The sequence below is a fragment of the Gilliamella sp. W8123 genome (assembly GCF_016101085.1).
GTDB classification, from domain to species: domain Bacteria; phylum Pseudomonadota; class Gammaproteobacteria; order Enterobacterales; family Orbaceae; genus Gilliamella; species Gilliamella apis.
The window spans coordinates 83,789-105,979 of sequence record NZ_JACFRE010000001.1 but is presented as its reverse complement, the minus strand read 5'-3'; the positions used below and the strand labels follow the sequence as shown (position 1 = coordinate 105,979).

At 33.6% G+C, this 22,191-nt stretch carries 19 protein-coding genes; 11 read left to right on the top strand and 8 right to left on the bottom strand.

What is annotated here, in order from left to right:
• Nucleotides 1-690, bottom strand: a complete 690-nt coding sequence (gene modB, locus H3T56_RS00460; RefSeq protein ID WP_065613372.1) for a molybdate ABC transporter permease subunit — start codon at nucleotides 688-690, stop codon at nucleotides 1-3.
• 12 nt (nucleotides 691-702) lie between these two features.
• Nucleotides 703-1,455 carry a molybdate ABC transporter substrate-binding protein gene (gene modA / locus H3T56_RS00455; RefSeq protein WP_198191757.1) on the bottom strand — a complete coding sequence of 251 codons (753 nt, stop codon included), beginning with the start codon at nucleotides 1,453-1,455 and terminating at the stop codon, nucleotides 703-705.
• Between the two features lie 208 nt (nucleotides 1,456-1,663).
• On the opposite strand from modA, the gene H3T56_RS00450 reads away from it, so the two are divergent.
• The 9 genes from H3T56_RS00450 (at nucleotide 1,664) to amtB (ending at nucleotide 11,838) form a co-directional block, all read left to right on the top strand.
• Nucleotides 1,664-2,440: a TOBE domain-containing protein gene (locus H3T56_RS00450; RefSeq protein ID WP_198191756.1), complete on the top strand. Its 777-nt coding sequence runs from the start codon at nucleotides 1,664-1,666 to the stop codon at nucleotides 2,438-2,440.
• 15 nt (nucleotides 2,441-2,455) lie between these two features.
• A complete protein-coding gene (gene modF / locus H3T56_RS00445; RefSeq protein WP_086360410.1) occupies nucleotides 2,456-3,928 on the top strand; it encodes a molybdate ABC transporter ATP-binding protein ModF in 1,473 nt (490 codons plus the stop codon).
• 384 nt (nucleotides 3,929-4,312) lie between these two features.
• Nucleotides 4,313-6,316, top strand: coding sequence for an excinuclease ABC subunit UvrB (uvrB, locus tag H3T56_RS00440; protein ID WP_086364025.1), 2,004 nt, complete (start codon nucleotides 4,313-4,315; stop codon nucleotides 6,314-6,316).
• Between the two features lie 24 nt (nucleotides 6,317-6,340).
• Nucleotides 6,341-6,691 (top strand): RidA family protein, encoded by a 351-nt coding sequence (locus H3T56_RS00435; protein ID WP_198191755.1) that lies wholly within the window; start codon nucleotides 6,341-6,343, stop codon nucleotides 6,689-6,691.
• 201 nt (nucleotides 6,692-6,892) lie between these two features.
• A complete protein-coding gene (gene purE, locus H3T56_RS00430) occupies nucleotides 6,893-7,393 on the top strand; it encodes a 5-(carboxyamino)imidazole ribonucleotide mutase (RefSeq protein WP_198191754.1) in 501 nt (166 codons plus the stop codon).
• 7 nt (nucleotides 7,394-7,400) lie between these two features.
• Nucleotides 7,401-8,465: a 5-(carboxyamino)imidazole ribonucleotide synthase gene (purK, locus tag H3T56_RS00425; protein WP_198191949.1), complete on the top strand. Its 1,065-nt coding sequence runs from the start codon at nucleotides 7,401-7,403 to the stop codon at nucleotides 8,463-8,465.
• Between the two features lie 23 nt (nucleotides 8,466-8,488).
• The gene (gene dgt / locus H3T56_RS00420; RefSeq protein ID WP_198191753.1) at nucleotides 8,489-9,973 is read left to right on the top strand and encodes a dGTPase; all 1,485 of its coding nucleotides are present in this window, start codon (nucleotides 8,489-8,491) and stop codon (nucleotides 9,971-9,973) included.
• A gap of 225 nt (nucleotides 9,974-10,198) precedes the next feature.
• Nucleotides 10,199-10,537 carry a P-II family nitrogen regulator gene (glnK, locus tag H3T56_RS00415; RefSeq protein ID WP_065579294.1) on the top strand — a complete coding sequence of 113 codons (339 nt, stop codon included), beginning with the start codon at nucleotides 10,199-10,201 and terminating at the stop codon, nucleotides 10,535-10,537.
• A 20-nt stretch (nucleotides 10,538-10,557) separates the two neighbouring features.
• The gene (gene amtB, locus H3T56_RS00410) at nucleotides 10,558-11,838 is read left to right on the top strand and encodes an ammonium transporter AmtB (protein WP_086360413.1); all 1,281 of its coding nucleotides are present in this window, start codon (nucleotides 10,558-10,560) and stop codon (nucleotides 11,836-11,838) included.
• Between the two features lie 81 nt (nucleotides 11,839-11,919).
• Here amtB and H3T56_RS00405 read toward each other — a convergent pair whose 3' ends face one another.
• A complete protein-coding gene (locus H3T56_RS00405; RefSeq protein ID WP_065579292.1) occupies nucleotides 11,920-12,393 on the bottom strand; it encodes a hypothetical protein in 474 nt (157 codons plus the stop codon).
• A 1,044-nt stretch (nucleotides 12,394-13,437) separates the two neighbouring features.
• Here H3T56_RS00405 and dsdC point away from each other — a divergent pair.
• A complete protein-coding gene (gene dsdC, locus H3T56_RS00400) occupies nucleotides 13,438-14,379 on the top strand; it encodes a DNA-binding transcriptional regulator DsdC (protein WP_198191752.1) in 942 nt (313 codons plus the stop codon).
• A 61-nt stretch (nucleotides 14,380-14,440) separates the two neighbouring features.
• On the opposite strand, the gene H3T56_RS00395 is transcribed toward dsdC, so the two are convergent.
• From H3T56_RS00395 to fdhD, 4 genes are all read right to left on the bottom strand, one after another.
• Complete coding sequence (locus H3T56_RS00395) at nucleotides 14,441-15,340, bottom strand: DMT family transporter (protein ID WP_065579290.1); 900 nt, start codon at nucleotides 15,338-15,340, stop codon at nucleotides 14,441-14,443.
• Nucleotides 15,341-15,515: 175 nt separating this feature from the next.
• Entirely contained in the window at nucleotides 15,516-16,754 is a 1,239-nt protein-coding gene (locus H3T56_RS00390) for a nucleoside permease (RefSeq protein ID WP_110453218.1), read from the bottom strand.
• Nucleotides 16,755-16,829: 75 nt separating this feature from the next.
• Nucleotides 16,830-17,648, bottom strand: coding sequence for a purine-nucleoside phosphorylase (locus H3T56_RS00385; protein WP_065651819.1), 819 nt, complete (start codon nucleotides 17,646-17,648; stop codon nucleotides 16,830-16,832).
• Between the two features lie 384 nt (nucleotides 17,649-18,032).
• Nucleotides 18,033-18,845, bottom strand: a complete 813-nt coding sequence (fdhD, locus tag H3T56_RS00380; RefSeq protein ID WP_198191751.1) for a formate dehydrogenase accessory sulfurtransferase FdhD — start codon at nucleotides 18,843-18,845, stop codon at nucleotides 18,033-18,035.
• Between the two features lie 198 nt (nucleotides 18,846-19,043).
• On the opposite strand from fdhD, the gene H3T56_RS00375 reads away from it, so the two are divergent.
• Complete coding sequence (locus H3T56_RS00375) at nucleotides 19,044-19,574, top strand: DedA family protein (RefSeq protein WP_086360417.1); 531 nt, start codon at nucleotides 19,044-19,046, stop codon at nucleotides 19,572-19,574.
• Here H3T56_RS00375 and mscM read toward each other — a convergent pair.
• The gene (gene mscM, locus H3T56_RS00370; protein ID WP_198191750.1) at nucleotides 19,571-22,189 is read right to left on the bottom strand and encodes a miniconductance mechanosensitive channel MscM; all 2,619 of its coding nucleotides are present in this window, start codon (nucleotides 22,187-22,189) and stop codon (nucleotides 19,571-19,573) included. The two genes, H3T56_RS00375 and mscM, sit on opposite strands and share 4 nt — an antisense overlap.
• Nucleotides 22,190-22,191 lie beyond the last annotated feature (2 nt).

The window sequence follows — 22,191 nt, the reverse complement described above, 5'->3', positions numbered from 1 at the left end:
CTATCCTGTTAACTTCTTTTTATGCCAACGATTAAGCATTTCTGATAAAAATAAAGCAATTAATGATAATAGTATCGAAACAATGCAAAGCCGTAATGCACCGGATTCGCCATCAGGGATCTGTAATAAAGTATACATAGCTAAAGGAATAGTACGGGTTTCACCTTGAATATTTGAAACGAAGGTAATTGTTGCTCCAAATTCACCTAAACAACGCGCGAAACCAAGTACGGTTCCCATTAAAATGCCTGGAAATGCTAATGGTAATGTAATGGTCATAAAAACACGGAATGGTTTAGCACCGAGGGTTCTTGCGACTTTTTCTAATCTTGAATCAATTGATTCAATCGCTAATCGAATCGATCTGACCATAAGAGGGAATGCCACCACAGCAGAGGCTAAGGCAGCACCTTGCCAATTAAAACTGAAACTGAGATGGAAATAGTTATTTAACCATTCGCCAATAATACCATGACGTCCCATCGTTAAAAGTAGTAGATAGCCTAAAACAACAGGCGGTAAAACTAATGGAAGATGAACAATACTATCAAACAATGATTTACCTATGAATTGACATCTTGCTAAAATCCAAGCAGTTAAGATCCCTAAAGGTAGGCTAAAGATTATCGCTGCTCCAGCTATTTTTAAGCTTAGCAGCAATGTTTGCCATTCAAATTCAGTTAATATCATCTTTTCAGAATACTAATTAGTTAAAAAACCATATTTTTGAAAAATATTTTGTGCTGTTGGTGAATTTAAATATTGATAAAACTCTTTTGCTTCAGGTTTCAATAATGTTATTGGATATTTAATAGCTTTGAATGTATCAGCAGGAAAACTACCAACGACTTTCACTTTATCACTTACTTTTGCATCAGTGCTATACACAATCCCTAATGCAGCTTCATTGCGTTCAACTAACATTAACGCATCACGAACATTACTTGCTGGAGCCATTTGTGGTAACAATTTATCAAATACGCCTAAATTAGTTAAAGACTCTTTAGCATACAGTCCGGCAGGGACATGGTCAGGATCACCGACAGCTAATCTTTCGCCTTTGGGTAAAATTGTTTGCCAGTTAGTCTCTGTATTGATATCTACTTTGTCTAATTTAGATTGTTTTGGCGCTATTAAAACTAAGCCGTTTTTTAACAAATTTTGTTTTTCTGTTGTAATTTTATGTTCAATAAGATAATTCATCCATTTTTGATCTGCTGACATAAAAATATCTGCTGGAGCACCTTGTTCAATTTGTTTAGCTAAAACAGAAGAAGAAGCAAAGGAAAATACGATTTCGGTATCTTTATGCTCTTTTTTATAACTAGTTGCGATATCTTGCATTGCATTAGTCAGCGATGCTGCGGCAAATACTGTGATTTTTTGACTGGCTGTTGCAGATAAACTCACAAATAAAGCTGTTAATATTATTATTAAACAATTTATTTTTTTCATGTTATTTATTGTATTCGTTATATAAAATAATGTATAACGATGCTATCAAACTTTATCTATAATGTACATTTAATCTTTACTTGTTAGCGAAATTTTATTGTTCATAAAGAGATATTATTACAATTTTTGGTGGAAAATAAAAAAACGTCTACAATAGAATAACTTTACCATTAATAATGGTTTATTTAATCTTATAAGGCACAAAATAATGCTGTCACCAGAAATTTTATTAACTTTAAACTTAAATCAGCAATTATTTACTGATCCACGGCGAATTGCCCTACTAAAAGCGATAGATCAAACAGGTTCATTAAGTCAAGCCGCCAAACAAATCGGTATAAGTTATAAAACTGCATGGGATGCGATTAATGAAATCAATAATTTGGCACCAACCCCTTTTTTGATTACCGCTACAGGAGGAAAAAATGGTGGCGGTACCAAACTTAGTGCTTACGCAGTTAGATTTATACAACTTTACGATCTATTAACTCAGCTACAATATAATGCATTTAATATTTTAAATGATGACAATATTGCGCTGGATGATATTTTAAAAATCACAGCTAGATTATCATTGCAAACCAGTGCTCGTAATCAAATTTATGGTAGTGTTGCAAATATTGAAACTAGTAATATTGCCGGATTTGTAAAGGTTAAATTAAATGATAATCAAACGGAACTAAAAGCTTATATAACTCAGCAAAGTATTGAACATTTAAAAATAGATGTTAATAAAACCGTGCTTTTACTTATTAAAGCCCCTTTGATTGAATTGAATAATTTAAATGAAAATCAATTAACGGTTAAAGTTGAAAAAATAATCACTGATGGTCAGTTATCTGAAATTTCATTTTCATTGCCATCAGGTATGATACTTTACGCAAGCAAATTAACCAGCGAAGTTAATCATGTAAAGTTAATCGAAGGTCAGCAAACAACCATATCTATCGATCCTCAACATATTATCATTGCTACATTAGTTTAGTCATTTGAGGTATTTATGTTACAAATTGAAAATACAATATATAAAATTAGTGATTTCCGCGTTTTTACTATCGAGTCTTTGACGATTAATGCTGGTGATATTGTTGCTTTTGTCGGCCGAAATGGATCGGGTAAGTCAGTATTAGCTAAAGCATTAGCTGGTGATCAAACAGTATTATCAGGGAAGGTAATTAATCATTTTAAATCTGTTGCGCATATATCCTTTGAGCACTTACAGAAAATAATCGATGATGAATGGAAACGAAATAATACCGACATGCTAAGCGATAAAGAAGATGATACTGGATTAACTACGGCTGAGATTATCCAAGAACATAATCAAAACCAAGCACTTTGTGAAAGTTTAGCACTACAATTTGGTATAGCAGATCTTTTAAATCGTCGTTTTAAATATCTTTCCACCGGAGAAACTCGTAAAACCTTAATTTGTCGCACATTAATGAGTAAACCTGAACTATTAATTTTAGATGAGCCATTTGATGGTTTAGATGTTGCATCTCGAGCTAATTTAGCTGAAACACTCAGTCAACTATCAAAACAAAATATTACTATTGTAATGGTATTAAATCGTTTTAATGAGATTCCGCCATTTGTTAAATATATTGGATTACTGGCTAATTGTCAGCTATTGAAATATGGCACAAAAGACACCATATTAGATGACGTAACCGTTAAACAACTTGCTAATTTAGAACATTTATCTAATTTTACTTTACCAGAGCCTGATGAAGTTTCTGTGCCATTACCCAACGATTTAGATCGGATTATTTTAAATAATGGTTTTGTTCAATATGATGGTAAAGCAATTATTAATGGATTAAATTGGTTAGTAAAAGCTAATGAAAATTGGCAAATAGTTGGGCCAAATGGGGCAGGAAAATCGACATTATTGAGTCTAATAACGGGTGATCATCCTCAGGGATATAGTAACGATTTGACACTGTTTGGACGTAAACGAGGATCTGGTGAAACTATATGGGACATCAAGCGTCATATTGGCTATGTAAGTAGTAGTTTTCATCTAGATTACCGAGTTAGTTTAAGTGTGGAAAATGTATTAGTATCAGGCTATTTTGATTCAATTGGCGTATATCAAACAGCTAGTGATAAACAATTAAAATTAGTTAAACAGTGGTTGCAATTATTAGATTTAACCGAATTAGCTGAGAAACCGTTTCAATCGCTTTCATGGGGGCAGCAACGTTTAGTCCTAATTGCTAGGGCTTTAGTGAAACACCCAACGTTACTGATTCTAGACGAACCATTACAGGGACTTGATTATTTGAATCGTGAATTGGTCAAAAGTTGGATTGATAATTTAATTGATAGAGGTAATACACAATTATTGTTTGTTTCCCATCATACAGAAGATGCGCCAAAATGCATCACTCATCGATTAACTTTTGTGCCTAATGAGACTGTTGGCTATCAATATAAAATAGAAGGTATTAAAAAATTGTTTAGATAAAAACTATTAAATTAAGTTTTAAAAATAGGAATAATCAATAAAAAAAGTTTTTTAAATAGCTCAAAATTTAGTCAAAATTTGGAAAAAAGTTTATATTGATTATACTTAGCAAGTTATCCCCTATGCCTGTGGATAAGTCTGTGAATAGTTGATTGAAAAGTGTGTTAACCTCAATGCTCATCAGGTTTTTGTTTGATTTGATTACAACTTAATCATGATTTTGAATATTTATATATATCAATTAGTTATCATAAATCAAGGGTTGTTTGTTAAGGCGGCTTTACATTCTTTTAGCTTAACTGAACAAAAAATATAACATTTCTAAAGGTCAAGTGTTTTTTGGGGATAATTTTTATTAATAGGTAAAATTTTAGGTTGCGAGTAATGAGAAAATTTAAATTATGTTCTGATTTTAAACCTGCTGGCGATCAGCCCGCGGCAATTGATCGGATAAATCAAAATCTTGATGATGGGATAGCGCATCAAACATTATTAGGTGTTACAGGTTCAGGTAAAACATTTACTATGGCCAATGTCATTGCCAAGCATAATCGTCCAACTATTATTTTAGCACCTAATAAAACTTTGGCGGCGCAGTTATATGGTGAAATGAAAGCATTCTTTCCTGATAATGCGGTGGAATATTTTGTTTCTTATTATGATTATTATCAACCAGAATCATATGTGCCTTCTACTGACACATTTATTGAGAAAGATGCCTCAATTAACGAGCATATTGAGCAAATGCGTTTATCGGCTACTAAATCGTTATTAGAACGCCGTGATGTAGTGATTGTGGCTTCAGTATCAGCCATATATGGTTTAGGTGCACCTGAAACTTATATGTCCATGATTTTACATTTAGCAAGAGGTACCATCACTGATCAGCGTTCAATCTTAACGCGTTTAGCTGAATTACAATATACCCGTAATGAAATTGGTTTTAGTCGTGGTACGTTTCGGGTACGAGGTGATGTTATTGATATATTCCCTGCTGATTCAGATGAACTAGCTGTACGTGTTGAGCTTTTTGATGATGAAGTTGAACGGATAGTTATGTTTGATCCATTAACTGGCAATGCGATTAATGAAGTACCTCGTATTACAATTTATCCCAAAACGCACTATGTAACCCCAAGAAATATTATGGACAATGCGATTGCTGAAATTAAGCAAGAGCTTCAAGAACGCCAGAAAGTTTTGTTGGATAATAATCGACTTTTAGAAGAACAACGATTAACTCAGCGGACTCTATTTGATATAGAGATGATGACCGAACTTGGTTACTGTTCTGGAATTGAAAATTATTCAAGATATTTAGCTCAACGTAAAGCCGGAGATCCACCCGCAACATTGTTTGATTATTTGCCTGCTGACGGCTTATTATTTATCGATGAATCTCATGTGGCAATTCCGCAATTGGGGGCGATGTATAATGGTGATAGATCACGTAAACTTAATTTAGTTGAATATGGTTTTCGTTTACCATCAGCATTAGATAACCGACCGCTAAAATTTTCAGAATTTGAAAACATAATGCCACAAACAATTTATGTTTCAGCAACACCAGCTAAATATGAAATTGAAAAATCGGGTGGTGAAATTATCGAGCAGGTTGTTAGACCTACAGGTTTATTAGATCCGATTATTGAAGTTAGACCGGTTGCTACTCAAGTTGATGATCTATTATCTGAAATTAAAGTGAGAATAAATCAAGATGAGCGAGTATTAGTCACTACTTTAACTAAACGTATGGCTGAAAACTTAACTGATTATTTATCTGAACATAATGTTAATGTTAAATATTTGCATTCGGATATTAATACTGTAGAACGAATGGAAATTATTCGCGATCTTCGTCTCGGTAAGGTTGATGTGTTAGTCGGTATCAACTTATTACGAGAAGGATTAGATATCCCTGAAGTATCATTAATTGCAATTTTAGATGCTGATCGCGAAGGCTTTTTGCGTTCAGAAAGTTCATTAATTCAAACGGTTGGTCGTGCAGCTCGAAACGTGAATGGTAAAGCGATTTTATACGCCGACAAAATCACACCTGCTATGCAGAAAACGATCGACGAAACAGCGCGCCGTCGTAAAAAACAGGAAGATTTTAATGAAGCTCATGGTATTACGCCAAAATCAGTACGTAAAGAAATTAAGGATGTTTTAGATGCTGGTTTAAGCACGAAAAAAGCTACGGCTAAAGTACAAGCTTTTGAACCTGGTGGACAGTATAATTATGTTTCGGTCAAAGAAGTTCAAGCAAGAGTCAAAGAGCTTGAAGCCATGATGTATGAAGCTGCCCAAAATCTAGAATTTGAAAAAGCAGGTGTTTTACGTGATGAGATCAAAAAATTACGAGCTGATTTCATCAAAGTATCTTAATAAAAAATTTTTAAGGAAAATATAATGACAATTACTCGTATAGATCCCGAAGATAGATGGTCGGAAGCGGTGATTCATAATAATGTGATCTATTATACAAGCGTGCCAACAGATTTGCGTGATGATGCTTATACGCAAACCCAAAGTGCATTAGCGCAAATAGATAAAATTTTAGCGAGAGTGAATAGTGATAAAAGTCGCATTTTAGATGCGACCCTTTTTTTGGTAAATAAAAGTGATTTTCCAGCCATGGACAAAGCGTGGGATGAATGGGTAGCGAAAGGGAAAGCTCCAGTTCGTTGTACTGTTCAGGCAGGATTAATGAAAAAAGAGTATTTGATTGAAATTAAAATCGTTGCTGCGGTTAATCCATAAATTTATATGATTATCCGCCATATATTGGCGGATTTAATAACGTTATATTATGAGATTAATTTTTTTATTTATGCATTAGCTTAAATTGTTCGAATATTCAGTTTAACTTATTGATAAGAAGTCATACTTCTTGCTATCCCATTTATCAAATTTTAGTGTATACTTTCGACATTTAATATTTAAATCTCCTTATAATCATCTATGCATACTCAACCAAAAATTGCCATTGTAATGGGGTCGAAAAGTGATTGGGCTACTATGCAGCATGCTGCTGATATTTTAGATACTTTAGCCATTACTTATCATGTTGAAATTGTTTCTGCCCACCGTACTCCAGATAAATTATTCGAATTTGCTGAAAATGCTAAAATAAAAGGCTTCGATGTTATCATCGCTGGTGCGGGCGGTGCAGCTCATTTACCGGGTATGTTAGCAGCAAAAACCTTAGTACCTGTTTTAGGTGTGCCTGTTCAGAGTGCTGCATTAAGTGGTGTGGATAGCCTTTATTCAATCGTACAAATGCCAAAAGGCATTCCTGTAGGAACTTTAGCTATTGGTAAAGCTGGAGCCGCAAATGCAGCCTTATTAGCTGCGCAAATTCTAGCATTACATAACCAAGAAATTTATCAACGTTTATCGAATTGGCGATTAAGTCAAACTGATGAAGTTTTAAATAATCCTGATCCGAGGGTAGCAATATAATATGACAATTGGAGCTGTTTGTGTGTTAGGAAATGGCCAGTTAGGGCGTATGCTTCGACAGGCAGGTGAACCATTAGGTATTCATGTTTATCCGGTAGGACTAGATGTTGAACCTGTATCGATCCCTTATCAAGATTCTGTTATTACTGCTGAAATTGAACGTTGGCCTGAAACGCAACTTACGCAAATTTTAGCTAGTCATCCTCAGTTTGTTAATCGAGATGTATTTCCTATTATTGCGGACCGTTTAACTCAAAAACAGTTACTTGATGAACTGAATTTACCAACAGCTAAATGGTTTGCTGTTAATAATCAGCATGATTGGCCGAATTTTTATGAAAAATTAGGTGATTTACTAATTGTTAAGCGTCGAACCGGTGGTTATGATGGGCGTGGGCAATGGCGACTTTCTATAGATGATGACATCACTGTACCGAATGATATTTATAAAAATGCTATTGTTGAACAAGCGATTCCTTTTGAAAAAGAGCTGTCGCTGGTTGGGGCTCGAAATGCCAAAGGGGAAACTGTTTTTTATCCTTTGACTAATAATTTGCATCAAGATGGCATATTAAAAATGAGTGTTGCTATCCCATGTGAAAATGAGACATTACAGGCAAGCGCTGAGCAGATGCTAGCAAAGATTATGCATAAACTTAATTATGTTGGTGTTATGGCAATGGAATGTTTTGTCATTGGCGATAGCTTATTAATTAACGAATTGGCTCCAAGGGTACATAATAGTGGTCATTGGACACAAAACGGTGCTTCTATTAGCCAGTTTGAATTACATTTACGGGCTATTTTAGATTTACCATTACCTAAGCCAGATGTTTTTTGTCCATCAGTGATGGTGAATTTAATTGGTACCGAATTCAACATTAATTGGTTAGCGGTAGATTTAGTTCATTTGCATTGGTATGAAAAAGAAGTAAGAGTAGGGCGTAAAGTTGGCCATATCAATTTAAGCCATCAACATCGTCAAAAATTGATCGACGCTTTAAATCAACTTGCTTCTATGCTACCAGCAGAATATGGTTCACCAATCGAGTGGGCAAAACAGAAATTATAGCTGATTGAACCTCAGGTTGCGATATGATCGATTTTAATAAAAAAATTAATTATCAACGATATGCCAGTAAACAACGTCAAGCGTCGGATGAATATTCTGTCTTGCGCTTTTTTGAAAGTGATCGGGGTCGCATTCTTAATTCAGCAGCTATACGGCGTTTACAGCAAAAAACACAAGTATTTCCTTTAGAGCGTAATTCTGTTGTGCGAACTCGGCTTACTCATTCAATGGAAGTACAACAAGTTGGTCGTTATATCGTCAAGGAGATTGTCAATCGTCTTAGTCTCTCTGGAAAGTTAAAGACGTTTGGCTTAGATAAATCCGTCATGTCGGTAGAAAGCTTAGTTGAAATGGCTTGTTTAATGCATGATATTGGTAATCCACCATTCGGCCATTTTGGTGAAGCAGCAATCAATCAGTGGTTTAGTGCGCGTTTGGGAATTGATAATGATTCAATCTATCCAATACTTAATATCAATGAGAACGAAGAGCAATCACTCAAATCATTAAAATTAAAAATTCGCCAAGATCTTGCAAACTTTGAAGGTAATGCTCAAGCAATTCGATTGGTGCATACAATTCTTCGACTTAACTTAACTTATTCACAAATCGCTTCAATTCTAAAATATTCCAAACCTGCTTATTGGTCTAATGATATTCCAGATGAATTCAGCTATTTGATGAAAAAACCTGGATACTATCTGTCTGAAGAATCTTTTGTTAATGAATTATCACAGCAACTGGATATCCAACCATTTCATCGCTATCCACTTACTTATATTATGGAAGCGGCGGATGATATTTCCTACTGTATTGCCGATCTGGAAGATGCAGTAGAAAAGAAAATATTAACGGTACAACAGCTTTACCACTATTTAAAAGAAGCATGGGGCCCAGTTAAAAAAGGTGATTTATTTGATGAAGTTGTTAATAAACCTTATGACAATTTGAAAAAAAATGAATTTGAAGCGATAGGCATTGACCAATTCTTTATGTATTTACGGGTAAATACTATTGCTAAATTGGTACCTCATGCGGCAGAACGATTCATTGAAAATATTGAAACAATCTATCATGGTTCATTTAATCACGCTTTACTTGAAGATCATGAAGCTGAATATAAATTACTGAATATATTTAAAACAGTTGGATTTGAACATATCTTTAATCATGAGATGGTTGAAAATATTGAATTACAGGGTTATCGAATAATCACTGGTTTATTAGATATTTATAGTCCACTGCTAAATATGGCAACAGATGATTTTATTAACTTAGCCAAAACAAGTAATCATAAAAACTATCCTATCGAAACACGGTTATATCATAAATTATCGGCAAAACATTGTGTCGCTTATCAACAAGCTATTGCATTATTGGACAAAGAGCATTCTAGCTTTAAATGTTGGGAATTCTATTATCGTTGCAGATTAATTCAAGACTATATTAGTGGTATGACTGATCATTTTGCTTATGACGAATATCGAAAACTAATGGTAACATTCTGATTATTAATATCTATCGGCACCAAAAATAGGCATAAGCACCAAATTGGTGCGCTAGAAAGCCTATTTTTGTCTTTAAAAACCCTTTTCCTCAAAATTTTTTACATAACAATAATCATCAACCAATTTTAAAAATAACAAATATTTCAATGGTTAATCATTCTAGACTAATTTTGGCATGCTCCTTGCATTAACTTAAATAACATTAATAGTAATAAGGAGTAATGAATGAAATTTGTCACCGTAGTTATAAAACCTTTCAAATTAGAAGAGGTCAGAGAATCACTATCCAATATTGGAATTACTGGTTTAACTGTTACTGAAGTTAAGGGATTTGGGCGACAAAAAGGTCATGCCGAGCTGTACCGTGGAGCAGAATATAATGTCAACTTTCTACCTAAAGTTAAAATTGAGCTAGCAATTAGTGATGAATTGCTTGATGAAGTAATTAGTACCATCAGTAAAGCTGCTTATACGGGAAAAATAGGGGATGGGAAAATTTTTGTTACTCCGCTAGAACATGTCGTTCGTATTCGTACTGGTGAAACTGATGAGTCAGCACTGTAATTATCAATAAGGATATCATTATGTTGAAAAAATTTATTCTTTGTTTCGGATTGGCTTTAGCTAGTCCAGTGTTTGCCGATGAAATAGTAGTTGCAGATAAAGCTGATAATGGTTTTATGATGATTTGTACCGCATTAGTTTTATTTATGTCAGTACCAGGTATTGCACTTTTTTACGGTGGGTTATTAAGATCTAAAAACGTTTTATCCATGTTATCGCAAGTATTAGTGACATTTTCGTTGATTGCTGTGTTATGGATAGCTTATGGCTACTCTTTAGCCTTTGGTGAAGGTAACTGGTTTTTTGGTAATTTTGACCATTTTTTATTGGCTAATGTCGGTATTACTGATGTTTCTGGTTCGATCTATGAAATGATCTGGATTGCATTTCAAGGTTCTTTTGCTTGCATCACTTGCTGTTTAATCTTGGGGGCCTTTGCAGAAAGAATTCGTTTTTCGGCAGTTCTTATTTTTATGGTGTTATGGTTCACTTTCTCATATATTCCGATGGCTCATATGGTTTGGGGGGGGGGAATTCTTGGTGATGAAGGCGCATTGGATTTTGCTGGTGGTACTGTGGTACATATCAATGCCGCTGTTGCTGGTTTACTCGGTGCCTATATGCTTAAAAATCGTATTGGTTACAATCGAGAACCATTAAAACCGTTTAACTTACCTTATGTTTATTTAGGTGCAGCTATATTATATATCGGTTGGTTTGGTTTCAATGCCGGATCGTCAACACATGCTGATGAAATTGCTGGTTTAGCATTTATTAATACCGTTGCCGCAACTGCTGCCGCTGTTTTAGCGTGGTCATTTGCCGAATGGATATTACGTGGTAAACCATCATGTTTGGGGGCAGCATCAGGTGTGATTGCTGGATTAGTTGGTATCACTCCAGCTGCAGGATTTGTTGGTGTTGGCGGTGCAATGTTAATTGGTCTTATTTGTGGGGTTGCCGGTGTTTGGGGTGTGTCATCTTTAAAAAGGATATTAAAAGTTGATGATACCTGTGATGTATTTGGTGTACATGGTGTATGTGGTATTGTTGGTTGTCTATTAACTGGAGTTTTTGCTTCTGAGTCATTAGGCGGAACAGGTTATGCCGATGGCATCACTATGACAAGTCAAGTTGGTATACAGTTAATGAGTGTTATCACTTGTGTAATTTGGACGGCAATCATTGCTTATATTGCCTATAAAATTGCTGATTTTAGTGTTGGTTTACGGGTATCTGAAGAGCATGAACGTGAAGGACTTGATATCAATAGTCATGGTGAAAGTGCATTTAATAGTTAAAATTATTTAGAAGGTTAAAATAAAAAATCTACAGTATGTCAATACTGTAGATTTTGCCTTATTAATTATTGTTAAGTTTTTTTAGTCATCCCAAAGCATAATAGTATTATCTTCAGTTAAGACTAAGGGTGGAGCAAAAAGGTAATCTTTAAATCTGGTTGGTAGAGATTGAACATTATTCAAGTTAAATTGTATTTCAGGGTAAAACTTCGCAAATTCCTTTAAACGATCATTCAGCAATTTCTTTACTCTATTTGATTCTTTGGCAATTAAGAGCTCATCTTTCAACATACCAATTTGTTTTTTATGATGTTCTGATTCAAATATTTCTTGAAAAATAAAAGAAAAACCTGACTTATTATTTTGTTTATCATCATGATATTCCCTATATTCAGAATGGTGAAGTTTCAATTCCTTAATACGTAAACCAATAATTTCATCAATATGATCTGTATAATCATTTAATGTTGGGTCAAGATACGCTAAGGTTTTATGCTCAGGTATAGCATCATTGCTATGCACTAAGGTGAATAATGGTTTTTTATATGTCTTCATTCTGTAACTTCCTTTTAATTCAGGGTAAAAATAGAACAATAAATTTGACAATAAAACAGTGTTAATACTCATTATTGTCAAGGCATATCTGTTTAACTTTATGTTTACACATACAAAACAACTAAGACTGTTACTATACTGCTATTTACTACTGACTATTAAAACCAATGATTTAAGAAAAAATCATCTTGTTACGATATAAATAAGACTAACATGCTATTTAATAGCTTGTTTTAAACCTACTATTTTGCTGAGCCTCCTGTTATTTAAATGTTATTAAAATACAAGCCTTGGCTAATATTTACTATATCTATAATACATATAGTAATAACTATGTAGCTTTTATTAATTGGTTTAAGATAAATTAGATAAATCTTAATATGCTTGTTTATCAAGTTATTAATCTATAATAATAAACTGCATGTCTTAGGATGATGATTTAGATTTGAGATATATTGATACCTCGAATGCCAATCACTGGTTGATATAAGTCCATTTTAGAAGTATCAAACCTTCTGGAAAACGTTCACTAAAAAAGGATAGACTTTATTAAATTATCATATTGGACTTAATTTTATGTTATTACGCTACTAAAAATATCTTTTGAAAAACAACTTATTCTTATCAAAGAAACGCTAATCATTCTTAATTTAGAATATCAATAATGATATTGAGACGATCAATAAACTTTTCAATACCTACAGATAACATTACTTCATTTGTGTCATTTTACTAAATGTACTAAATAACAAAATATATCAACCACGGTAAAGACTTTATTTTATAGATATTAAAACTTATAAAAAATATAGATTACTTTTATCTAGTATCCTAGATAATACTACACTTTTTACAATAATAAATACTAGTATTTTTTGTTTTTTTTGTCTAGTATTTGACAAATGATCTATTGTTAACTTTGCATGAGCTAAATTGTTGCAACATAGACATCACATTAACCGGATAAAAAATAGTGGCTTTCCGAACGGTAATAGATTAGATTAGTAGAATGATCTTTTATAGTGTTCTTTGGGATCACTGCAAATGCATAGTGAAGATAAAGTATCAAATAGTAGCCGTTTTATTAATCGTTATCAGTTATCAAAGTTACATACATTTGAGTCTGCTGCTCGCCATTTATCTTTTGCTTCTGCCGCTGAAGAACTCTGTATTAGTCCAAGTGCTGTAAGTCATCAAATCAACAAACTGGAAGAAGAACTCAACTTTAAATTATTTAACCGATTTCATCGAAGGATAACTTTGACCAATGATGGTAAGAATTTATTTGCTGTGGTTAAAAAATCATTAAGTATTTTAAATCAAGAAATTGTCGATATTAAAAATAAGGAAGTTACCGGTGCTATCACTATCTACTCTTGCCCCTCTTTTATTCAAGAATATTTGCTCCCTAAATTATCGCAATTTACAGAACTTTATCCGCATATCAATTTGAATATGATATCAGGAAATGCACCTATTAATTTCAACCAATATCCAGTTGATTTAGCAATCTATTATGATTCTTTGCATTATGATGAATTAGATTGTGAACATTTAATTAGTGAAACACTTATTCCGGTATGTACCCCTGATTATGCTAAGCAATTTAATCTACTTTGCAATATCGAAAATTTAAAAAAATGTATTTTATTACATTATAATTCAGGTGATATGCTAGATTTTAGTTTTGATGAATGGTGCACATGGGCAAATTACTTTTCGTTATCTTTTGATTTTATTAAAATGCAAAATTTGTTATTCGATCGTTCAGACCATGTCATTGCTGCTGCAATCAATAATGCAGGAATTGCCATTGGTAGAAAGCAGACTATCAAAAAATATCTTGAATCGGGTCAGCTGATAGCCCCTTTTTTAGATATGGAAGCACCATGTGCACAGCGTTATTATATTTGCCGCTCACATGAAAGATATAATCCTAAAATAGATGTTTTTGTACAATGGCTTAAAAGCCATGTACAAGAGTAATTATGATACAGACAATTAAGTGCAGTAATTTTATTACTACACTTAATACATTGCAGGATTATTATTTTTTCAGGTGTTTTAAATTAGGTAAGGCAATTGCCAACAAAATAATGATCACCCCAATCCATTGGTTTAAATATACCGATTCTCTCAAATAGAAATAAGAGCATGTTACCGCAACGGGAAGTTCTGCCGCTGATAAAATAGCACTTAATGAGATGCCAATTTTTGGAATACCTACCGAGAATAAAAAAGGTGGTAAGACAGTACCTAATAATGCCAGTAAGAAACCTAATTGGTAAATTTTATCATCAATATTTAATTCAAAGAAAAATAGTGGTGGAAAAATAATAAAGGTGACAATACAAGCTCCGGTTATCATGAGTGCACTTTTTTCTAATTTTGGCAATTCGTTACCAATATTGCTACTAGTGGTAATAAAAAGCGAATACATTAAAGCAGCTAAAAAGCCAAATAAACACCCCGTTAAATTCAACTTAATGGTCTGATTGAATATACCTGCTGCTAAACAGCTTCCAATGATAATTGTAATGATAGTCACTAACTGAATAGGTGTTGGTTTATTTTTAAAAATAACAAAATCAATAATTACACTTATCCATAAATATTGCATAAGCAAAATAATAGCAATAGATGCAGGAACCAATTGCACGCATTGATAATAACAAATCCCAACTAAACCGGGAAATATACCAACGGCACATACATGCCATTTTTTAGTTGAGCTTTTTTTGTGTTTATTCGTTACTTTATTTTTATTGGTAGCTTTTACTATAAAATGGATCCCCCATAATATCAGCATACCTAAGAAACATTGAACTCCAGTCACTTGGCCAAGTGTATAACCTGATTTATAAGCGGTCTTGACAATAGAAGACAGAACGCCGAAGCTACAAGCGCCTAAAAAAACTAATAAACCACCTAAAAATTTTTCTTTCATAACTAAATCTCATTACTTTTAAAACTATATGTGTCGTCAATTATTGGCACATAAAAATTATAACCAACAAGAAATATCTTGTGGCTTTATGTCACTATTTTTACGGTATGGGAATACTCAAAAAAACAGAGGATAAATAAGGGATGGGTTATCCCTTATTTATATTGATAAGTTATTACTTCGCAGATTCGGTTTTATGTTGATCATAATTAAAGGTAAAATAAAATACTATACCTAAAACTAATGCGTAAGCAGCAAAACTTAACCATATTGAGTGCCAATCTTTTAATCCATCATGTGTATTGATATCAACCACAATACCACTAATAAATGAACCTATAATCGCACCGATACCATTAACCATGGTCATAAATAACCCTTGGGCACTAGCACGTATATTAGCATTAACTTCTTTTTCAATAAAGATGGAGCCTGAGATATTAAAGAAGTCAAATGCACAACCATATACAATCATTGATAGCATCAATAATACAAAACCAAATGGTGTTGGATCACCATAGGCAAAGAAGCCAAATCTAAGTGTCCAGGCAATTAAGCTGATCATTATGACTTTCTTTATGCCAAATTTCTTAAGAAAATACGGAATAGTCAAAATAAAAGCAACTTCAGCCATTTGCGATACAGATAATAATATCGCTGGATGTTGAACAATTATGCTGTCTTGAAATTCGGCAATTCTGCCAAAATCTTTTAAAAACGCACCACCAAAGGTATTAGTAATTTGTAATATAGCGCCTAACAACATCGAAAACAGAAAAAATATCAACATTACTGGTTTTTTAAATAACACAAATGCATCTAAACCTAAACGTGAAATCCATGATTGTTGTTGGTTTTTGGTGATTCCAATATTGGGTAATGTCGCACTATAGATAACTAAAATAATGGAAGCCCCACAAGCAATATAGAGCTGAGCATTGCTTATATCGAATTTCAGTAAACTGATGGTCCACATTGCGATAATAAAACCTACAGTTCCAAAAACACGGATTTTTGGGAATACCGTAACAGTGTCTAAATTACTTTTATCTAAACAGTGATAACTTAATGAATTAGATAATGCTATAGTTGGCATAAAAGCCATTGCATTAACCAGCATCACCCAATACAGTTGATTGGGTGTTGTTACTGAGGCTGCATAAAATAATGCAATAGCACAAATAGTATGACAAAGCATAAATAAGTATTTAGGTGGAATAAATTTATCGGCAATAATACCAATAATAAATGGCATAATTAATGCAGCAAAGCCTTTAGTACTGTAAACCAAACCAACGTCATAACCAGAAAAATTCAACGTATTGATCAAATAAATACCAAAAGTTGTTAACCAACTTCCCCAAATAAAATATTGGAAAAACATCATGACTTGTAATCTATGTTTTATGTTCATTATTTATATCCAAAATAAAGTGAACTGCTAATATAAAATTATAAAAAATTACTTTTTAGAATGACTTATTAAAAACTAAAAACGAGCAATTGTTTTAGTAATCAATTGTAAGAAAGTTGATTTAACTCGTTCAGCGGTTTCAATAACTTCTTCATGACCTAAAGGTTGATCTAAAATGCCACAAGCCATATTGGTTAAACATGAGATTCCGATGGTTTTAATACCTGAATGATGAGCAATGATTGCTTCTGGTACGGTTGACATACCAACAGCATCAGCACCTAATACTCTAATCATTCTAATTTCAGCTGGTGTTTCATAAGTCGGACCAGTCCACCATGCATAAACACCTTGTTGTAACGTGATATTAAGTTCTTTAGCAACTTCGCTAACAGTTGCGCGTAATTGTTTATTGTATACTTCGCTTACATCAAGAAAACGTACACCTAATTCAGGATTATTCGGCCCCATTAATGGGTTATTAGCGGTTAGATTAATGTGATCTGTAATTATCATTAAATCACCCGGTTTAAAGCTGGTATTAACCGCACCACAGGCATTGGTAATGATAAGTTTTTCTACGCCAAGCATTTTCATTACCCGAACAGGGAAGGTAACTTGATCCAATGAAAAGCCTTCGTAGTAATGAAAACGCCCTTTCATGGCAACAATGGTTTTATCGCCACAGTTACCAATAACTAATTCATTAGCATGACCGACAGCAGCAGATTTGGCAAAATGAGGGATATTGTCATAAGGAATATGTACTGCATCTTCAAGAGTATCGGCAAAAGGGCCTAAACCAGATCCAAGTATAATTCCAATTGTAGGTTTTTTATCTGTTTGTTGTTGAATATAGTTTACTGCTTGTTGTATATCTGCTGTTTGATGCATGACTCTATCCTTTCAAATTTAAGTATACGCTTAATTGATAACACGATTAAAAATCATTATTTAAGAAACTTTTTTACTAATGCTTTAATTTTAAATTCAAGAAAATCATTATGATTATTAATCAGTTATGTAAAATTATTTATAATATCAATAACTGACAATTGATTAAAATTAGAACAATCATTTAAAAAAGAATATATAATAAAAACAAAGTTGTTCTTATTTTCGGCGTATATTATGATGATCTTCGATAAATAAAGAAAGATGTGAAATAATATATATTGAACTAAATTTATTTTTATATTAAAAATCAATAAATTGAATGGTTAATTATTTTATTGGTTATGTAAAATAATTGTTTAGTCTGAATTTATTATTGATAGCTTATTTCTCAGTGATTCGTTCACTATCGGTATAAATTACTCCTTGGGTGTTTCTAAAAAAACCAACTAAAGTTAAATTACTTTGTTTGGCTAGTTCAATTGCCATTGTCGTTGCTGCTGATACGGCAAATAGAATTTCTACACCACAACGAGCTGTTTTTTGTACCATTTCATAACTAGCTCGGCTTGAAACAAGAATTATTCCTTGTATGTTTTGCTTAGTTTCTTGTTGTATTTTTGCTCGATAACCTAACAATTTATCTAATGCAACATGTCTGCCGATATCTTCAAATCCAGCAATAAAATTACCGGTTAAATCCAACCATACAGCCGCATGCGTACAACCGGTTTGTCCCCCAACAGTTTGAACTTGCGTTAGATAATCAAGGGCATGATGAAAATCAGATAAACGGATTTTATCGTTTGATAATAGAGGCTGAGTAAATTGACAGACTTGCTCTATTTGTTCTGTGCCACAAATACCACAACCAGTACGACCGGCTAAATTGCGACGCTTTTCTTTTAATTGCATAAAACGTCTTGACGATAGTTCAATATGGACTTCAATACCTTGTACTGTTTCAATAATATCAATGCCATAAATTTCACTAACTGATTCTATAATTTTTTCAGTTAATGAAAAACCAATAGCAAAATAATTGAGATCTTTTGGGGTTGCCATCATGACGACATGAGAAATACCATTATAAATTAGCGCCACTGGCTTTTCTGTGGCTACAGTATCATCTTCAGACGGCTGTAATTGACCATGTTTAAATTTATTTACATTAAAGCTTTTAATGCCCACTGTCATGGTTTATCTCGAAATAATTGTTTGACTAAATCTAGCTATCATTTTAAATATAATAACTTAGCTTAGCAGCAATAAAAAGGCCAATATTTAGGTTAGTTGATTTTGTAAGATTCTACCAATGATTAGTCCGATTAGAACTATCATATATTTGTTGTGTTAAAATAAAGTCTATCTAAAATAATTATGGTTGACAACTTTATGTCATTAAATGAAATTACGCATACGATTATGCAGTTTATTGAAAATCATCAAGTGTGGTCGCTGCCAATTATTTTTTTATTAGCATTTGGTGAATCACTAGCTATCATCTCTTTACTTGTTCCTGCTACCGCAATTTTATTAGGAGCCGGAGCTTTGATTGGAACTGGGGTGATTTCGTTTGTTCCTGTTTTGATTGCTGCATCATGCGGGGCTATTATCGGCGATCTAATATCTTATTGGTTAGGCAAACATTATCATCAACAGGTAATTGCTTCATGGCCATTGAATAAATATCCGAAAATGGTATTTCGTGCTGAACAGTTTTTTCAGCGTTATGGAACTTTTGGGGTGTTTATTGGCCGATTTTTTGGTCCTTTGCGAGCAGTCGTTCCTTTGATAGCTGGCACCATGCATATGCCAGCAACAAAATTCAATATTGCTAATGTGGCTTCTGCTCCTATCTGGGCATTTGTCCTATTGGCACCCGGAGCTTTTGGGGTGCCATGGTTAGAAACAATTTTTGGCTAAACTGTGCCAATAGTATAATTTCGGCGACCACTTTTACGACCAAGCGCTTCTAAGTTTGTTTGCAATGGTGGGAATGGTAAGGTCAGGTTATGACGTCGATAAGCATCCAGAATGAGTTTATGTATTGCACTGCGTAATTTCATTCGATGTCCCATTTCTGCCGCAAATACCCGTAATTCAAACAGTTGGATTCCTTCTTGAATATCAACTAAAAAGACTTGTGGTTCTGGATCGTTAAGTACAAATTCACATTCTTCAGAAGCTTGTTGTAAAAGCTTCATAACCAGTTCACTATCTGCATCAATGGTTGCAGGTATGGTTAATACTATACGAGTGATTGAATCGGATAATGACCAATTGACTAATTGTTCGGTGATAAACGCCTTATTAGGCATGACAATTTCTTTACGATCCCAATCGACTATAGTAATAGCTCGTGTACTAATTTTAGTGATATTACCAGTTAAATCTCGAATCGTAACGGTATCCCCAATCCTTACCGGTTTTTCAAACAAAATAATTAAACCGGAAATAAAATTAGCAAAGATTTCTTGTAGACCAAAACCTAAACCAACACCAAGTGCAGCAATTAACCACTGAATTTTAGCCCAATCTATACCAATGAATGAAAAAGCAATCATACAACCTATCATCAGAATAATGTATTTCGATACCGTGGTAATCGCATATCCAGTGCCTGGCGCTAAATCTAAATGCTGTAAAATGCCTAACTCAAGTAAGGCAGGTAAATTTTTAACTAATTGAACAGTAATGGTCATGACTAAAATAGCGATACACACTGCACCAAGTGTAATATGTTGTTCGATCTCATTACCATTGATAATGGTACTTGTGCCCCAAAGCTTTATATTATTCATAAAGGCAAAAGCCGAATGAAGTTCCGACCAAAGTAAGATCATACTAATTAAGGCTATTAGCATAATAATCGATCTGACTAATTGTAATGACTGAGCACTAATCGCATCTAAATCAATAATAGGTTCATCAACATTATCATTGATTGCAGTTATATCTTCTTCTATGCCTTTGGCGCGTTGCATTCGCTCTAATCGGCGCTGTTTAGTCCGTTCGAATTCAATACGACGTTTTTGTATCCACATCCAACGACGAATCATAAAATAAATAACTAATAAGCCAAACCAGATTATGACTGAGGCTTCTAATCTGCCCAGTAAAACTTCTGCTGTCGACAAATAACCTAAACAAGCAGCAATGATGGCTAGCCAAGGTGCACTTAATAGCATAAACCACAAAATATGACTTAATAAGTTATCCCCTGAACCTTTTTTATCAATATAAAGAGGGACGCCAGCTCTATGAATTGAATTAGTCATAAATACTAAAGCAAAACAGAGAATAATAAAGGCTATACGACCAATAGTTGCAGCAAATTGGCGATTACTAAACTGATCAAAACTCATCACAATGACAACTAATGGGATCACGACCCAAACAGATAGTTGATAGTATTTCATTGCGTGACGAACATTTTGTTTTGCCCAACCAAAGTGAGTGATAAACAATCCATTTGGGGAAGCAAAGTGTGCCGTAATAATGAATACCCACAAAATAGGTGCTGCGGCATTGACACCATAGCCTAAAGCAACAGCAACAGGGTAATCCCAATTAATTTGTAGTGCATAACCTAATGCGGCCCATAAAATAGGTACAGGTAATGCCATTATCAATGAAAAAATAATTACTTTTAAAGTCAGAGAATAACTATCTTGGGTGACTTTACCGACTCGAGTAGCTGATTTATTTAAAAATGTGTTGTATTTGCCACGCATTTTAAAATGCACATATACAAACATTATTGATAATACTAAAAAGAATAGTGGTTTTGGTGCGCTAAGCACTTCTAAACTAGCATTGTAGAGTTGTGATAGTGTATCAATTGAAACCGTGACATAAACCACATCTTTGGCTAAGTCTAAAGGAAAACTAAGTGAAATAGTGTTAACATCAGCAACCCAAAAGAAGTAACGATGAGCGGCATCATTAACTTCATCAATGGCATTGGTTAATTGTTTATTGGAAATTTTTAATTTAGTTAATTCAAGGATCGTGGTATCGGTCCCTGAAATTAATGTTTTAAGTAGTTCGCTTTGTTCGCGTAATAATCGTCGATATTGGCTGGCAGATTTAAGATTATTAAGAGGAATACTTAATGTTGGGTAATTCTCTAATCCGTTTAAGGTATTTGAATAATTAAGTTGTTGAACTTTTGCTTCAGCGATTTCAGCATCAAGTGGTTGTGACTTAGGTTTTTCTGGTAATCGCAATAGTTGTTGGCGCAGAGTTTCACCTAACGCCGTTGAAAAACTTAACCATTCACCTTGTTCTGCAAGGGTTGCAAGGGTATTTTGAACATGTGAAATTTGGGTATTAATATTATTTTGTTCATTAATAATGCTGGTTAAATGTGTTTTTTGGTACTCCATATTCTGACGAAGATCTTCATTCTTTTCATCGAGTTTAGTAATCACTTCTGCAAGTTGATCTTCATTATCAATAACAGGTATTGATTCTTCAGCTACAGCAAAGCATGAAATAGCCAGTAATATCCAACACAAAAAACCACGCATCAACATAG

What these genes read in the sequence shown, in the direction of transcription:
- dgt (WP_198191753.1), top strand. Translation starts at nt 8,489, where the DNA reads ATGATCGATTTTAATAAAAAAATTAATTATCAACGATATGCCAGTAAA.
- fdhD (WP_198191751.1), bottom strand. Translation starts at nt 18,845, where the DNA reads ATGACAGTGGGCATTAAAAGCTTTAATGTAAATAAATTTAAACATGGT.
- H3T56_RS00450 (WP_198191756.1), top strand. Translation starts at nt 1,664, where the DNA reads ATGCTGTCACCAGAAATTTTATTAACTTTAAACTTAAATCAGCAATTA.
- modF (WP_086360410.1), top strand. Translation starts at nt 2,456, where the DNA reads ATGTTACAAATTGAAAATACAATATATAAAATTAGTGATTTCCGCGTT.
- modB (WP_065613372.1), bottom strand. Translation starts at nt 690, where the DNA reads ATGATATTAACTGAATTTGAATGGCAAACATTGCTGCTAAGCTTAAAA.
- mscM (WP_198191750.1), bottom strand. Translation starts at nt 22,189, where the DNA reads ATGTTGATGCGTGGTTTTTTGTGTTGGATATTACTGGCTATTTCATGC.
- H3T56_RS00435 (WP_198191755.1), top strand. Translation starts at nt 6,341, where the DNA reads ATGACAATTACTCGTATAGATCCCGAAGATAGATGGTCGGAAGCGGTG.
- amtB (WP_086360413.1), top strand. Translation starts at nt 10,558, where the DNA reads ATGTTGAAAAAATTTATTCTTTGTTTCGGATTGGCTTTAGCTAGTCCA.
- purE (WP_198191754.1), top strand. Translation starts at nt 6,893, where the DNA reads ATGCATACTCAACCAAAAATTGCCATTGTAATGGGGTCGAAAAGTGAT.
- glnK (WP_065579294.1), top strand. Translation starts at nt 10,199, where the DNA reads ATGAAATTTGTCACCGTAGTTATAAAACCTTTCAAATTAGAAGAGGTC.
- H3T56_RS00395 (WP_065579290.1), bottom strand. Translation starts at nt 15,340, where the DNA reads ATGAAAGAAAAATTTTTAGGTGGTTTATTAGTTTTTTTAGGCGCTTGT.
- H3T56_RS00390 (WP_110453218.1), bottom strand. Translation starts at nt 16,754, where the DNA reads ATGAACATAAAACATAGATTACAAGTCATGATGTTTTTCCAATATTTT.
- H3T56_RS00385 (WP_065651819.1), bottom strand. Translation starts at nt 17,648, where the DNA reads ATGCATCAAACAGCAGATATACAACAAGCAGTAAACTATATTCAACAA.
- modA (WP_198191757.1), bottom strand. Translation starts at nt 1,455, where the DNA reads ATGAAAAAAATAAATTGTTTAATAATAATATTAACAGCTTTATTTGTG.
- uvrB (WP_086364025.1), top strand. Translation starts at nt 4,313, where the DNA reads ATGAGAAAATTTAAATTATGTTCTGATTTTAAACCTGCTGGCGATCAG.
- dsdC (WP_198191752.1), top strand. Translation starts at nt 13,438, where the DNA reads ATGCATAGTGAAGATAAAGTATCAAATAGTAGCCGTTTTATTAATCGT.
- H3T56_RS00405 (WP_065579292.1), bottom strand. Translation starts at nt 12,393, where the DNA reads ATGAAGACATATAAAAAACCATTATTCACCTTAGTGCATAGCAATGAT.
- H3T56_RS00375 (WP_086360417.1), top strand. Translation starts at nt 19,044, where the DNA reads ATGTCATTAAATGAAATTACGCATACGATTATGCAGTTTATTGAAAAT.